We start from the raw sequence: 13,936 nt of genomic DNA, 5'->3' as shown, positions 1-13,936 counted from the left end.
TGCTCCAATGGTGGATCGGAAGGATTAAGGCGGAACCACCGCGAGGTTTGGGTCGTGAACCCAAACCGACCGGTTTCAGCACAACGTCCGGACGACCGATTGGCGGAGCGCTGCCGTTGCGGCAATGACGGTTGGGGGCGGAATTTCTGCAACCTGGCCGTCATTCCCGCGTCGGCGAGAGGTCTGCAAAACCGTCCGTCATCCTGAACGTGTTTCAGGATCCAGCCCTCCACGAGTCCAGACCATGCTTGTTCCGCGGTGGATCCTGAAACACGTTCAGCATGACGGCAGCCTTTGGGGGGAAGCGGAATGGCCGACATTGGTGGAAACCGGACCTATCGAATAGGACAACGACGTGCTGGAACGAGGGTGATGTTTCGATAGCTAAGCGTGCGCTGCACATCACCGTTGTCAGTGCTAACAGTCGCGGTTCCCTTGAACGTCGCCGGCACACCATTATCGGGTGAACCAATGTCAGCACGCTGCACCGGCGCGTAGAGAGTAACGAGAACGAAGTTACGAAGCTCTTTGGGGTTGGCGGTATTGAACCACGTCGCGCCCTGGCTTCCTTCTCCCTCAAGGTCGCCGTTCGGCGTGGCACTACTACCGGCCTTGATCCGCCAGCCGCCCGGAATGCTGCACACTGATTTAAATTCGACGCCCCACGTCTTTATGGCAAAAGCCTCAATGCTCTCTGTATCCTTCAGCGGTATCCGCCCGATTGAAAGAAGATAGGTGCGAGGATGGTCGACCGGAGCCGCGCCCATCGTAACTAGCGCCAAAGGCAGCAGGATCTTCACCCACACACGCTCGCACAATGATGCAGTGTCTGCAATTGGGCGTTTGCAGACTGATCACTTCGGGCAGATTGAGCTGGCGGAGATATCATCCTCGATCGCCGAGTATCTGCACGGCATCGCGCGATTCCCGTCATCGCCGTCTGTACGTAACCGGTGCGGAACGTCCTTGCGATCCGAGAGCACGACATTGCGCAAAACGTTAGGTGTCCCCAACCTCCCACGACACCATAGCAGATACAAATCATGGACAAAACGGGTACGATCCGGTTAGCGCGCCCCGATGGCAGCGCTGATGTTTCTCCTGATTGCGGTCCTTCTGGCGTTCGAGGGCGGGGGCGGGCCGTGGGTCCTGATTGCGACAGTGGTCAGCGCGACGGCGGCGGGGATCACACTCCCGGACCTGGATAGCCGCCTTCGGCTGGGGCACCGGAGCGCGTTGCTGCACGGGGTCTTGCCACCCTTCGTCGCGCTCCTCGATCAGCGCACATGGGCGATCGCCGCGGGTCTGGGCTTCGGGATCGGCTTCCATCTCGTGGCCGATCTGTTTCCGGGGCAAATGCGCGGCTTTGCGACGATCAAGCTGCCGCTGTGGGGCTCGATCGGCGCTGGCCTGTCGTATCTCTGGATCATCGCCAACGCCGCGGGAACGCTGCTGGGCGGTATCGTCGTGCTGACGTCGCTCGCGGACGGAAGCGTCCTGGCGATCGCGCTGGCGGCGGTGGGCGTCATGGGCGTCGCCTATCTGCTTCGCGCAGAGGGCGGTTTGTGGGCACTGATGATGTTCGCATTATTGGGGTGGCTGGCGAGCAGATAGCGCAAGCGACCCAAACGCGACGTGCTGCAATTGCGCGTTGGCAGCCAGTCCGCCTGATGCGGCTACGGCCTGCTAATCAGGCTCATTTCGTCCGGTCGAGCAGCTCCACCAGATCCTGCTTCCAGAAGCGTGCCGCCGTATGCGTGCCGTGGCCACGCGTGTCGTCGGTCTCCGCGATCAGCCGGAAACGCGCGTCCTTCATCCGCGCGACCGCGCGGGTCGGCAAGTCGAGGTTGCGCGGGTTGATGAAGTCGTCGGCGGAATTGATCCATACCGTCGGCGCGGTGATCCGTTCGAGCTTCGGCCACGGGTCGTAGGTCCGCGACGCGTCGATCTGGTAGATCAGGTCGTTCGCATCGGTCGACGCGATCGATGCCGTCACGCGCTGCCGCGCAAACGCCTCCGCATCCTGCCGCCGCGGATATTGCGCCTGAAAATACAGCGGCGCCGCGCCCGCGACGAACAACAGGCTGGCGGCGGTGCGCAGGCCCTGCACCGGCGGCGCGCGATAGTCGCCGTTCGCCCAGGCGGGATCGGCCTGAATCCCGTCGATCGCCAGTTGCCGCCACATCCGGTTCAATCCCCCGATCTCGACCGGTTCGCACGCAAGCGGCATCAAAGCGCGCGCAAAGTCGGGATGCGTCTCGCCCCAGACCAGCCCGTGCATGCACCCCATCGACGTGCCCATGATCAACCGCATCCGCGCGATGCCAAGCCCGTCCTTGAGCAGCCGATATTGCGCGTCGACCATGTCGTCATAGTCGTAATGCGGGAAGCGCATGTGCAGCCCGTCGGACGGTTTGGACGATTTTCCGTGACCGATGTTGTCGGGCAGGATGATCCAGTAGCGCCGGATATCGAGCGGCTGCCCGGGGCCGTACAGTTCGTCTGCAAATTGCGGGCTGAGGAACTGACGCCCGGTGCCGCCGGTGCCGTGCAGGATCATCACCGCATTGTCGATCTCGCCCTGCGCATTGCGATGCGGCTGGCCGAGCATGGTGTAGTTGATCCGCAGTTCGGCCATGCTTTCGCCCGAGCGGAAGCGGAAGTTGCGCAGCACAAATTGCGCATCGCGTGCCGGCCAGCTTGTCGATGGCTTGCCCGGAGTCGTCGCCGCGGTCAGCGGCGGGACTTGCGCGGGTTTCGGCGTCGGCGATGGCGTCGCTTGCGCGAGCACGAACAGCAATGCGGATAACATGGCACTTTTCTGCCCTCGATCGGCGCGACTGCCAAGCGATTGCTGGTTCCACGCCGCCTCCAGGGCTGACGGCCCACCTTATCGCGGCATGTTTCCCGATCTGAGCCATGATCTCCGGACAAGCCCGCTTGGATCGGCATACCTGTTTCGGATAGCTGTTAAGTGCGAGTACAGGCGTCCACCGCAACAGGGGCGCGCTGAAAGGAAGCGTATCGATGGTAACCAACCTGCCGACGGATCCCGTGGCAGCCGACATGGATCGGATCTTCAAGCCGCTGGCCAAACGTGGGCTGGCGAGCACGGTGCCGCTCGATCGCGTCGGTTCGGGGAAATCGTCGCGGGGCGGGCGTCGCTGGCGGGGGCTGACGATCGTCGCGCCGGTGCTGGTCGTGGCTGCGTCGACGATGCTTGCGGTGGGCTATGTAAGCCAGGATTCGTCGCATCCTCGATCGGCGTCGCGCGCAGCAATCGCGCCTGACCGGACCTCGCTCCGGTCGACGGCTTCGCCTTCGGCCGCGGTCCAGACCGTCGCGTTGGTCGCGCCATCGGTGCGGACCGGATCCGAATTGCTGGTCGACGCCGACGGCAACCGCACGGTGGAGCCACGCGCGCCCGCGATCGAACCGCTTCGCCGGACGACCGGCGAAACCGAAGACGCCGCCGCGCGCGCGCTCCCGGCAGAGCGTGGTGCGCGGTCCGCCCCGTCGTCCATGCTGACCGAGCCCGAGGTTGCACGCCCCGCGCGTCGGGGAAGCACAGCCGCGGGCTGTGCGCCGGGCAGCCTCGAGGATCGCTGTATCTATCAGGACGTGCTCAACGCGGATGCACGGCTTCGTCTGGCCTATAGCCGCGCGCGGCGCAGCGGCGTCTCGGTCCGTCAGCTCACCGCGGTCAATCGTCGCTGGATTCGCGCACGCGAGATGTCGCTGGACGATCCCGACGGCACGATCGAGCGCTACGACGCGCTCGCCGACACGCTCGACCGCGCGCGGCGCGATCTGGACGAATGACGATGGCAGGCCAGGGAACCGCCGTCGACATCGAGATCGTGCGCCTGCCCGACGCGCCGCCGTCGCAGCGTGCGACGTCGACCGATGGGCGGATCGTCTATGCGGTGGGGGACATCCACGGCTGCTACCCGCAGCTGTCGGCATTGCTCGAGGCGATCGTGGCGGATGTCGAGGCGGCGGACGTCGCGGTTCCGCCGTTGCTGGTCTTCTGTGGCGACTACGTCGACCGCGGGCCGGAAACCGCCAACGTCGTGACCGCGCTCATTTGGCTGGCGCGCCATGCCGCGCTCGACGTCGTGTTCCTGCGCGGCAATCACGAGGTGATGCTGCTCGATTTCATCGATCAGCCCGAGGAAAGCCTCGCGTGGTTGCGCCGCGACGGGAAGGCGACGCTGACGTCCTACGGCGTCCGCTTCTCCGACATCGCGCCCGATGCCTTTGACGAGGAATGTTTCCGGCTGCGCGATCGCCTGATGGACAAGATGCCCGCGTCGCATCTCGAATTCCTGCGGGGGTTACCGGTGACGCATGTCTGCGGGGACTATGTCTTCGTCCATGCCGGGATGAAACCGGGCGTCCCGATTGCGCGGCAGGATGACGAAGACTGTCTGTGGATCGGCAAGGAATTCCTCACATCGGATTACCGGTTCGAGAAAGTCGTCGTCCACGGGCACAGCTGGAGTTCCGCCGAACCCGTCGTCCTGCCCAACCGGATCGGGATCGACACTGGCGCCTATGCGACCGGCGCCCTAAGCGCGGTGCGTCTCGACGGCCGACGCATCGGGTTCCTGCAAGCCCGGTCGCCCGACGACGCGGCGGCGGGATCGGCACCGCGTGGGCCAAAGATCAGCCCAGGAGGCTTATAATGCTTCGTCTTAGAATTTTCGCGGCGATCGTATCGGTCGTCACGCTGGCGGCTATGGTGCTGTCGCTCGTCCTGGGCGCGCCGATCGGGGTGGCGATCGCGTTGATCGTGGCGGCGGCGTGCCTCGCCGCGATCGCGCCGTTCGACGCGCCTGCACTGCGCGAGCGGAACCGCGTGCTGTTCGCGTGTCTCGCGTATCTCGTGCCCGTCGCGGCGGCGCTTGCGTTCGCGCGGGGGGTGCCCGGGATGAACATCGTGATGGTGGCGATCATCGTCCTGCTGCAACTCGGCATCGGGCTCGTCTGCTGGGCATTTGCGACGCGAAAGCGGCGGCGGATGCCGCGGTCGCGTCGCTATTTCGAAAATTGATGCAGGCTGGATCGACGCGATAGCGTTACGATCCGCTGCGGTTGTGCGTCAGAAAGAAGTCCAGCATCGCACGTGACGCATCGGGGCCCGCGGCGTCGGCATAGGACCCCGCCGCGTCACCGCCCGACCAGGCGTGACCCGCACCCGCGATCGTCCATTGCTCGATCACGACGACCCCCTGCGCATCGCGGGTCAGCGCGCGCGAATAGCTGCGGCCCTGCGCGCTCCCCGTCTCGACGGTCACGGGATCCTTCACGGTCGTGGCAGCGGTGGCCGCCTGGACGATATCGCGCGCGTTGACCTCGCCCACCGTCGTGTCGCGATCGCCGTGGAAGGTGATGACGGGCACGAACCGCGCCGTCGCACCGGCATGGCGTGTCGTGCTCCCTTGCTTGCCGTTCTTCATCGCCGACAGCGCACTCGGCAAGTCGCGGGCTGCGCCGCAGGCGATCCCCGAATGGACTCCGATCGCCGCGAAGACGTCGGGATAGGCATCCGCCATGATCGCCGCGGCGGCGCCTCCGGCGGACAGGCCCGCGGCGTAGACGCGGGTCGCATCGGCCTGTTCCTGCGCAACGATGTCGCGCACCACCCCGGCGATCAGCGCGGGCTCGCCGCGGTCGCGCTGCTGGTTGCCCGGCTGGAACCAGTTCCAGCACTTCTGCATGTTCGCGGACGGGGTCTGGCGCGGATAAGCGACCAGACAGCCGTACTCGTCGGCCAGTTGGTTCATGCGCGTCCCCCGCGCGAAATCCTCGGGCGATTGCGTGCAGCCGTGGAGCATGACGACGAGCGGCATGTCGGGACGGGCACCCGCCGGACGATACAGCATATAGTCGATCGTCCCCGCAGGACCGCGGTGTGATCGCGCCTCGAAACTGCCCACCGAATCAGGTGTGCGGGCGCCGACGGGATCGGCTTTCGCCGCGGTGCGGCCGGGCGTCACGTCGATCACGCGCGTCGCGGGACGCGCGGGCGAAGCGGCAGGCGCTGCCTCACCCGTCATCACGCCGCGAACCAGCCGGGTCGCGCCGAGAAGATCGCCGGACCGGGTCAGCCGTAGCGCCTCGGCCATTGAAGGGATCAGGGCCATGATAGGATACTCCACGTACGAAAGGGGTCAGGCGATGCGGTCGGCGAGCGCGGCCTTGACCGCGGGGCTCGCATGCAGCGCGCCAAGCACGGTGATCGAACCGATCGTCGCCCGTGCAAGTTCCGGCGTGACGTCGGCGGCGATGGTGGCAAGGCCGAGCACGCGAATGTCGAGCAACTCGCCCGCAGCGCGCGTCGCTTCGAGATCGCGTGCGGCATAGTGGCACAGGCCGAGCTGTAACTGGCGGCGGACGGTCGACTGGCGCGCAGCCTCGCCGTGGCGGTCGAGCTGGTTGCGGATTGCCGTCCGAATGAAATCGGTGCGATTGCCGTAGAACCCCTCGCGGACGAGGAGATCGACATAGCCAAGATCGACGAAACCGAGATTGATCGTGATCTTCTCGCTTTCGCTCTGCTTTGCCTCGCGCAATCCGACAGCCATGCTTATCATCCCACCATCCACATAGATGGTATGTGGATGGCTCAATGGGCGCATTCAAGGACAGCCGAACGGATGCCCCTGAGAAACATCAAAACTTTACCGCGGCCAAACATTTGCAAGGCAGCGCTGGCGGCCGGTTTCCCTATCCTCCTGCGACGCGACCACGCCCTCCGAATATTGGCGGGTCGCGCGAAACAGGAGTGGTTATGATCGAAGATCGCCAACGCAGCAGCGCGCATCTGGACGTCCGTCCAACGACCGGCGGACTCGGCGCGGAAGTCCGCGACATCGACTTGCGGACGCTGAACGACGCGGATTTCGCCGCGATCCACGCCGCCTGGCTGCAGAACCTCGTCCTGCTATTCCGCAACCAGGATCTCACGCCCGCCGATCTCATCGCGTTCAGCCGACGCCTCGGGGCGCTCGACCATGCACCGATCCAGGAGACCGGGCGGCGCGTCGTCGGCGGGATGCCGGAATTATATGTCGTCTCGAACGTCGTAGAGAATGGCGAGCCGATCGGCAGCCTCGGCAATGGCGAGGCGGTCTGGCACACCGACATGTCCTACGTCGAGCAGCCCCCCAAGGCGAGCGCGCTCTACGCGCTCGAGGTTCCGCCGACCGGCGGGAACACCAGCTTCATCAACATGTACGCGCTGTACGACTCGCTTCCCGATCCCCTGAAGCAGCGGATCGCGGGTCGCCGCGTAAAGCATGACGGGACGTACAACAGCGGCGGCTATGTGCGGCAGGGCGTGACCCCGAGTGACGATCCGCGCGAAGCGCCGGGTGCGCTGCATCCGCTCGTCTACACGCACCCCGAAACCGGCCGCCCCGCCTTGTATCTGGGACGCCGCCGTAACGCCTATATCGAGGGGCTCGACTTGGCGGAGTCCGAGGCGTTGCTCGACGACCTCTGGAGCCATGTCGATCAGGCGGCGCTGACCTGGACCAACGTCTGGCAGGTCGGCGATCTCGTCCTGTGGGACAATCGCTGCACGATGCACCGGCGTGATCCGTTCGATCCGAACATGCGGCGCGTGATGCATCGCACGCAGATCAAGGGCGAAAGCCGCCCTGCGTGATCGGCAGGGCAGGGCAGGCGACGGACGGTCCGCGCCGTCGCGGGTTCGGGGTGAGCGTTCCGAGCCAGGTGCTCGCGGTGCTCTGCGTGATGTACCTCGTGCTCTACGTCGAGCGCGTCAACATCGCGACGATCGCGCCCGCGATGACCGCCGACCTCGGGCTGACCAACGCGCAGTTCGGTCTGGCGGTCTCGGCCTTCTCCTACCCCTATGCGTTGATCCAGCTGTTCGGCGGGTGGATCAGCGATCGCTTCGGCACGCGGCGAACGCTGCTATTCTGCGGCGCGCTCGTCACCGTGGCGACGATGCTGACCGGGCTGGTCGGCGGGCTTGCCTCCTTGTTCGCCCTGCGGCTTGCGCTCGGCTTCGGCGAAGGGTTCGCTTTCCCCAGCGCGACGCGCGCGATCGCGACATGGTTGCCGGTATCGCGCTGGGGGTTTGCGCAGGGGATCACCCATGCGGCGGCACGGCTGGGCAATGCGCTGACCCCGCCGCTGGTGGTCGCGGTCCTGACCTTCGCGTCATGGCGTGGCGCATTCGTCGCGCTCGGATTGTTCAACCTGATCTGGGTGGCGTTGTGGTTCTGGGTCGCACGCGACGATCCGCGCAGCCATCCCGGGATGACCCCGGACGACATCGCGGCCCTGCCGCCGGTATCCACGCGATCGAAGACGCCGCCGGTGCGCTGGTGGCGGCTCGCGCGCCGCATCGCGCCGGTGACCGCGGTCGACTTCTGCTACGGCTGGACGCTGTGGGTCTTCCTGACCTGGCTACCCTCGTTCTTCTTCAAGAACTTCCATCTCGATCTCGCGCATTCGGCGTTGTTTTCCGCCGGGGTCCTGCTCGGCGGCGTGGCGGGGGATGCGGTCGGCGGTCTGGTCAGCGACCGGATCTACCGCGCGACCGGCAATTTGCAGGCGGCACGGCGCAACGTCATCATCACCGGAATGCTCGGCGCGTTCGTCTTCCTGATCCCGGTGGTGCTCACGCATGACCTGACCACGGTTGCGATCTGCCTGTCGATTGCCTTCTTCTTCTCCGAACTGGTCGTCGCGCCGATCTGGGCGGTGCCGATGGACATCGCGCCCGACCATGCGGGTGCCGCCAGCGGGATGATGAACTTCGGCTTTGGCCTCGCGGGAATCCTGTCGCCGCTAGTGTTCGGCGCGGTGCTCGACCTGACGGGGAGCTGGACTGCGCCGTTCCTGGCGTCGATCGCGCTCCTGCTCGTGGGCGCAGGTCTGTCGTTCTTCATGCGGCCGGACCGCCCGTTCGACCCCGGCACGGCATGAAGCCGGTCAGGCGGGGGCGACCCCGTCGGCACTGACTCGCTCCAGGCCGACGATTGTCCCGCGCAACCGTACGCGTTTCTCGACCAGATCGACCGGGGTCCGCTGCAACTCGAGCGCGAACCGGCCGCCCAAATCCCGTTGCAAATAGAATGCCCCGCCGTCGCGGATCAGTGTCCCGGTTTCATCTACGCTCGTCCCAATGTCCATCATCGTTCCTGCTTGATCCCTGCGCGCGTCGGTTTGCCATCAACCGGACGCGATCGACACCCATTTCCGCCCGGCACGCGATCTTCGCTTGCACAGGGAACCGAATGGCCGGATCGACTGTACCCGTCTGGTGCCGGTCGATCGCGATCCGCGCCGGGGGAACGGAGCGTTGGCGATGGGCGAAGTCTCGCTTGGGGAGAAGGGCGGCAACGGCGCGCTGCTCAACGTTCAGGCGCTGGTCAAGTCGGTGCCCGGGCCGCGGCACCTGTTCCGCCATCTCGATCTTGCGGTGAGGCCCGGCGAACTGGTTGCGATCATCGGAGAATCGGGCGTGGGCAAATCCACGCTGCTCAATATTCTCGCGGGGCTCGACGATGCGGACAGCGGCACGGTCGCGGTCGACGGCGTCGTTCTCGGCACCCTCGACGAGACCGCACGCACCCGCTTGCGGCGCGAACGGATCGGCTTCGTGTTCCAGGCCTTCCATATCCTTCCGTATCTGACGCTGCGGCAGAACGTCGCGCTCCCGCTCGCGCTCGTGTCCCCCGACGTGCGCGCCGCGGATGCGCGCGCGGAGGCGATGCTCGAAGCGGTCGGGCTGGCAGGGCGCGGCAGCGGCTATGCGCGCGATCTGTCCGGCGGCGAATTGCAGCGCGTCGCGATCGCACGTGCCTTGGTTCACCGCCCCGCACTGATCCTCGCGGACGAACCGACCGGCAATCTCGACCCGGAAACCGCCGCACGCGTGCTGGCATTGTTCGCGGAAGCGGTGCGGGGGAACGGCGCGGCGGGCGTGATGGTGACGCATTCCGAAGCGAGCGCAGCGATCGCCGATCGCGTCTTGACGCTCGGCGCGAACGGATTGGTCGAGCGGCGTGGCTGAACGCGCCGGGCTGATCTCGGGAAGGCTTGCGCTCGGCTGGCTGATCGGCGGCGAGTGGCGGTTCCACCCAGCGCGTTTCGTGACGACCGCCGTCGCGATCGCGGTCGGCGTTGCGCTCGGCTTTGCGGTCCATCTCGTCAACGGCAGCGCGCTGTCGTCGTTCGACGGCGCGATGCGCGGCGTCAGCGGTGCGGCCGAGCTGTCGATCCGGGGCACCAGTCCGCTCGGCTTCGACGAACGCGTCTATCCGCGCGTCGCCACGACGACCGGTGTCTCCGACGCGAGCCCCGTCGTCAGCCTGTCCGCACGCATCGGCAAGACCCGGCTGACGGTGCTGGGGGTCGATGTGGTCCGTGCGGCGAATGTCACGCCATCGCTGATCGGGCGACGCGCGGCGGGGCCCGATGCCGACAATGACGCCGCGTTCGACGAAACCGCTTTGTACCTGTCGCAGCGGGCGCTGGAGCAGACCGGGGCGCGGGTCGGAGCGACCGTGCCCGTGGTCGCGAACGGGCGGACCGTCCGGCTGCGGATTGCGGGAACCTTGCCTGCGGTCGACGACGTCGCGATCGGCGTGATCGACATCGCGGCGGCGCAGTGGCGGTTCGGCAAGCTGGGACGGATCGACCGGCTCGATCTCGCACTGTCCGATCGGTCCGTTGCGGAACCCGCGCTGCGCGCGCTTTTGCCCGAGGATGCGATCCTGTCGACCGCGGCGGCGCAGAACGCGCAAGGCGATGCATTGTCGCGCGCCTATCGCGTCAATCTCGACATGCTCGCGCTCGTTGCGCTGCTGACCGGCGGGTTTCTGGTCTATTCCGCGCAGTCTCTGTCCGTGGTGCGCCGTCAGCGCGCCTTCGCCTTGCTTCGCACGCTCGGCATGCCACGCGGCGCAGTCATCGCCGCGATCGTCACCGAAGGCGTCGTCATCGGCGTGGTCGGCTCCGCAGTCGGCCTGTTCGCGGGCTATTGGCTGGCGTGGGGGGCGTTGCGCTGGTTCGGCGGCGATCTCGGCGCTGGATATTTCGGCGGGGGCGGGGTGCGCATGGTGTTCCAGCCGCTCGCCGCGTCCGGCTTCTTCGCGCTCGGTTTGGCCGCGGCGTGCCTCGGCAGCGCACTCCCAGCGCTGGCGGCGGCCCGCGCGGCACCGGCTGCAGCCCTCAAGAACGCCGGGGATGTGCTCGATCCGCGCCGACCCGTCCCCTGGATCCCGGCGGTCGTGCTGCTGGCGGCGGGCGCGGGTGTCGCGTTGCTGCCCGCGGTCGGTGGATTGCCGGTGTTCGGGTTCATCGGGATGGCGCTGATTCTGGCGGGAGGCGTGGCAGGCGTGCCGTGGTTCGCGCGAACGCTGCTCGCCCCGATCGCGGCGCGCGGGCAGGGCGGTGTTCCCCGGATGCTCGCGGTCCGCCACCTGTACGGCGCACCGGGCGAAGCCGCGACGGCCTTGTGCGGAATCGTCGCCTCGACCGCGTTGATGATCGCGATGGCGACGATGGTGACGAGCTTCCGGGGCGCGGTCGACGACTGGCTCGGCGCGGTGCTCGGCGCGGACCTGTACGCGCGCACCACGGCGGGGGCGTCGTTCGATCCCGCGACGCGCACGCGGCTGGCGGCAACCCCCGGGATCGCGACCGTCGCGTTCAGCCGCCAGATCCCGCTGACGATCACCGCCGATCGACCCCCGGTCAGCCTGATCGCCCGGCCCGAGCGCAATGCGCGGGATCCGCTGCTCGTATTGATCGACCGTGCGCGGTTAATTCCGGCTCAAACCATACCCGTTTGGGTGTCAGAACCGGCGCAACGGCTCTACAAATGGGACCCGGGCGACACGATTCTGCTGCCAATTGCGGGGAAAAGGCGCTTCTTCGTGGCAGGGGTCTGGCGCGATTACGGGCGGCAGGCGGGGGCGGTGCTGATCGACGAAGCGGATTACCAGCGGCTGACCGGCGACGATGGCCGGGACGAGATTTCCGCAACCGTAGCAAAAGGTTACGACATCGATCGCGTCGCGGCGGGGCTGACCGCACGGCTCCCAGCGAGCCTGCGCGGTCAGGTCGAGATCACGCGACCCGCGACCCTGCGCCGTCTCGCGCTGACGCTGTTCGATCGCAGCTTCGCGGTCACTTATCTGCTTGAAGCGGTGGCGATTCTCGTGGGGCTGGCGGGGGTCGCGGCAACCATGTCCGCCCAGACGATCTCGCGCGAACGCGAGTTCGGCATGCTCCGCCATCTCGGGCTGACCCGCCGCCAACTGACTGATATGCTTGCAACCGAAGGCGCGATCGTCGGGCTGACGGGCGCGCTTGCCGGGATCTTGCTCGGGCTCGTGCTGGCGCAGGTGCTGATCCATGTGATCAACCCGCAGTCGTTCAACTGGACGATGACGACGCGTATCCCCTTGTTAACACTGGCAACTGTCACCGCCGCCCTGACCGGCGCGGCAACGGTGACCGCGGTATTGGCAGGGCGGCGCGCGACCGCCCGCAGCGCGATCGCCTCGGTTCGGGAGGATTGGTGATGCTACGCCTATGTGCGATGATCGCTGTGTTCGGTGCGATCGGTGTGGCGGCGCCTGCAGCGACGCCATATCCGCAAGTCCGCCCCGGAATCGTCCTGCGGTTTCCCGCCGACCACGGCGCGCATCCCACGTTTCGCACCGAATGGTGGTACGTGACCGGCTGGCTTCGTACCGCGGCGGGCAAGGACCTCGGCTTTCAGGTGACGTTCTTCCGCACGCGTCCCCCGGGCGACCCCGCAAACCCCAGTCGATTTGCCCCGTCGCAGATCCTGTTTGCCCACGCCGCGCTGTCGGACCCGAACAACGGCAAGCTCCTGCACGGCGAGCGCGCCGCGCGGCAAGGCTTCGGTCTCGCCTCCGCCACGACAGGTGACGCCGACGTCGCGATCCGCGACTGGCGTTTGCGCCGCGGCGCGGATGGGCGATGGCACACCACCATCGCCGCGGACGGGTTCAAACTCGCGCTCACCTTCGATCCGACCCAACCGCCGCTACCGCAAGGGCAGGGGGGCTATAGCCGCAAAGGCGCACGGCCCGGCGAGGGCAGCTATTATTATTCGGTCCCGCATCTGCAGGTCAGCGGCACGGTCGAGCGCGGTGGCCGCCACGTTGGCGTGCGGGGCAGTGCGTGGCTAGATCGGGAATGGTCGTCCAACTATCTCGCACCGGAAGCGCAAGGGTGGGACTGGACCGGGCTCAATCTCGATGACGGGTCGGCGCTGATGGCGTTTCGCATCCGTCGCAAGGATGGCGGGACGCTATGGGCCGGAGGGTCGTTGCGAATGCGCGATGGCACGACGACCGTATTCGGGCCGAATGACGTGGTGTTCCGCCCTGTGGCCACATGGCGCAGTCGCGCGACCGGGGCGACCTACCCGGTCATCCAGGACCTCACGATCCGGGTCGGCGGGAGGCGTATCACACGGCGTCTGACCCCGATGTTCGTTGCGCAGGAACTCGATGCCCGACGGAGTGGCTTGCCCGTCTATTGGGAGGGTGCGGTTCGTACGCCGGGGGGGCGAGGGTATCTCGAGCTTACCGGTTATGCGGCGCCCTTGGCGATGTAGCTCGGGGTGGGTCCGCCATACGGCTCGTGATGGCGTTTGCACGGGCACCAGCGCGCCCTGAAGGGGTTCTTGAAAAAATCGCATTGCGTGAAACTTTTGCGTTGACGGGCTTTGGTTCGCCCCGTAGAGACCACTCCACCGCAGCGACGGACCGGACGGTTCGCTTCTGCAGTCACCAGATCCTCGGCGCTCGGTTCGCCCTTTGAAAGAAGGGTGTGACAAGGCGTCGGTATTCTGCGCTCTTTGACATTGTTGGTTTTAGATGAAGGGACATGTGGGCGGCGGCTACACGGT

At 66.6% G+C, this 13,936-nt stretch carries 14 protein-coding genes; 9 read left to right on the top strand and 5 right to left on the bottom strand.

Annotation, left to right across the window (positions count from 1 at the left end):
- Positions 1-335: 335 nt before the first annotated feature.
- Complete coding sequence (locus AC3WJR_RS08920; RefSeq protein WP_492724294.1) at positions 336-800, bottom strand: hypothetical protein; 465 nt, start codon at positions 798-800, stop codon at positions 336-338.
- 292 nt (positions 801-1,092) lie between these two features.
- On the opposite strand from AC3WJR_RS08920, the gene AC3WJR_RS08915 reads away from it, so the two are divergent.
- Positions 1,093-1,614, top strand: a complete 522-nt coding sequence (locus AC3WJR_RS08915) for a hypothetical protein (RefSeq protein WP_492724292.1) — start codon at positions 1,093-1,095, stop codon at positions 1,612-1,614.
- Positions 1,615-1,696: 82 nt separating this feature from the next.
- Here AC3WJR_RS08915 and AC3WJR_RS08910 read toward each other — a convergent pair whose 3' ends face one another.
- The gene (locus tag AC3WJR_RS08910; RefSeq protein ID WP_492724289.1) at positions 1,697-2,812 is read right to left on the bottom strand and encodes an alpha/beta fold hydrolase; all 1,116 of its coding nucleotides are present in this window, start codon (positions 2,810-2,812) and stop codon (positions 1,697-1,699) included.
- Positions 2,813-3,027: 215 nt separating this feature from the next.
- On the opposite strand from AC3WJR_RS08910, the gene AC3WJR_RS08905 reads away from it, so the two are divergent.
- From AC3WJR_RS08905 to AC3WJR_RS08895, 3 genes are read left to right on the top strand one after another with little or no spacing between them, the layout of a single operon-like run.
- Positions 3,028-3,822: a hypothetical protein gene (locus tag AC3WJR_RS08905; protein ID WP_492724287.1), complete on the top strand. Its 795-nt coding sequence runs from the start codon at positions 3,028-3,030 to the stop codon at positions 3,820-3,822.
- Complete coding sequence (locus AC3WJR_RS08900; RefSeq protein WP_492724285.1) at positions 3,819-4,688, top strand: metallophosphoesterase family protein; 870 nt, start codon at positions 3,819-3,821, stop codon at positions 4,686-4,688. The genes AC3WJR_RS08905 and AC3WJR_RS08900 overlap by 4 nt, the downstream gene beginning before the upstream one ends.
- Complete coding sequence (locus AC3WJR_RS08895) at positions 4,688-5,056, top strand: hypothetical protein (protein ID WP_492724283.1); 369 nt, start codon at positions 4,688-4,690, stop codon at positions 5,054-5,056. The genes AC3WJR_RS08900 and AC3WJR_RS08895 overlap by 1 nt, the downstream gene beginning before the upstream one ends.
- Before the next feature lie 25 nt (positions 5,057-5,081).
- Here the strand turns inward: AC3WJR_RS08895 and AC3WJR_RS08890 are convergent, their stop codons facing one another.
- Positions 5,082-6,149, bottom strand: a complete 1,068-nt coding sequence (locus AC3WJR_RS08890) for an extracellular catalytic domain type 1 short-chain-length polyhydroxyalkanoate depolymerase (protein ID WP_492724281.1) — start codon at positions 6,147-6,149, stop codon at positions 5,082-5,084.
- A gap of 27 nt (positions 6,150-6,176) precedes the next feature.
- Complete coding sequence (locus tag AC3WJR_RS08885; RefSeq protein WP_492724279.1) at positions 6,177-6,590, bottom strand: hypothetical protein; 414 nt, start codon at positions 6,588-6,590, stop codon at positions 6,177-6,179.
- 206 nt (positions 6,591-6,796) lie between these two features.
- Here AC3WJR_RS08885 and AC3WJR_RS08880 point away from each other — a divergent pair, with 206 nt between their 5' ends.
- Entirely contained in the window at positions 6,797-7,675 is an 879-nt protein-coding gene (locus AC3WJR_RS08880) for a TauD/TfdA dioxygenase family protein (RefSeq protein WP_492724277.1), read from the top strand.
- Positions 7,672-8,967, top strand: a complete 1,296-nt coding sequence (locus AC3WJR_RS08875) for an MFS transporter (RefSeq protein ID WP_492724275.1) — start codon at positions 7,672-7,674, stop codon at positions 8,965-8,967. Before AC3WJR_RS08880 ends, AC3WJR_RS08875 begins: the two co-directional genes overlap by 4 nt.
- 6 nt (positions 8,968-8,973) lie before the next feature.
- On the opposite strand, the gene AC3WJR_RS08870 is transcribed toward AC3WJR_RS08875, so the two are convergent.
- Complete coding sequence (locus AC3WJR_RS08870) at positions 8,974-9,177, bottom strand: DUF5818 domain-containing protein (RefSeq protein WP_492724273.1); 204 nt, start codon at positions 9,175-9,177, stop codon at positions 8,974-8,976.
- Between the two features lie 85 nt (positions 9,178-9,262).
- On the opposite strand from AC3WJR_RS08870, the gene AC3WJR_RS08865 reads away from it, so the two are divergent.
- The 3 genes from AC3WJR_RS08865 to AC3WJR_RS08855 are packed head-to-tail and all read left to right on the top strand — an operon-like array spanning position 9,263 to position 13,642.
- Positions 9,263-10,057 (top strand): ABC transporter ATP-binding protein, encoded by a 795-nt coding sequence (locus AC3WJR_RS08865; protein ID WP_492724271.1) that lies wholly within the window; start codon positions 9,263-9,265, stop codon positions 10,055-10,057.
- Positions 10,050-12,575 carry an FtsX-like permease family protein gene (locus AC3WJR_RS08860; protein WP_492724269.1) on the top strand — a complete coding sequence of 842 codons (2,526 nt, stop codon included), beginning with the start codon at positions 10,050-10,052 and terminating at the stop codon, positions 12,573-12,575. The genes AC3WJR_RS08865 and AC3WJR_RS08860 overlap by 8 nt, the downstream gene beginning before the upstream one ends.
- The gene (locus AC3WJR_RS08855) at positions 12,575-13,642 is read left to right on the top strand and encodes a lipocalin-like domain-containing protein (protein WP_492724267.1); all 1,068 of its coding nucleotides are present in this window, start codon (positions 12,575-12,577) and stop codon (positions 13,640-13,642) included. Before AC3WJR_RS08860 ends, AC3WJR_RS08855 begins: the two co-directional genes overlap by 1 nt.
- Positions 13,643-13,936 lie beyond the last annotated feature (294 nt).

The sequence above is a fragment of the Sphingomonas sp. FW306-05-A genome, from assembly GCF_058782275.1.
This window is presented reverse-complemented; position numbering and strand designations above follow the sequence as displayed.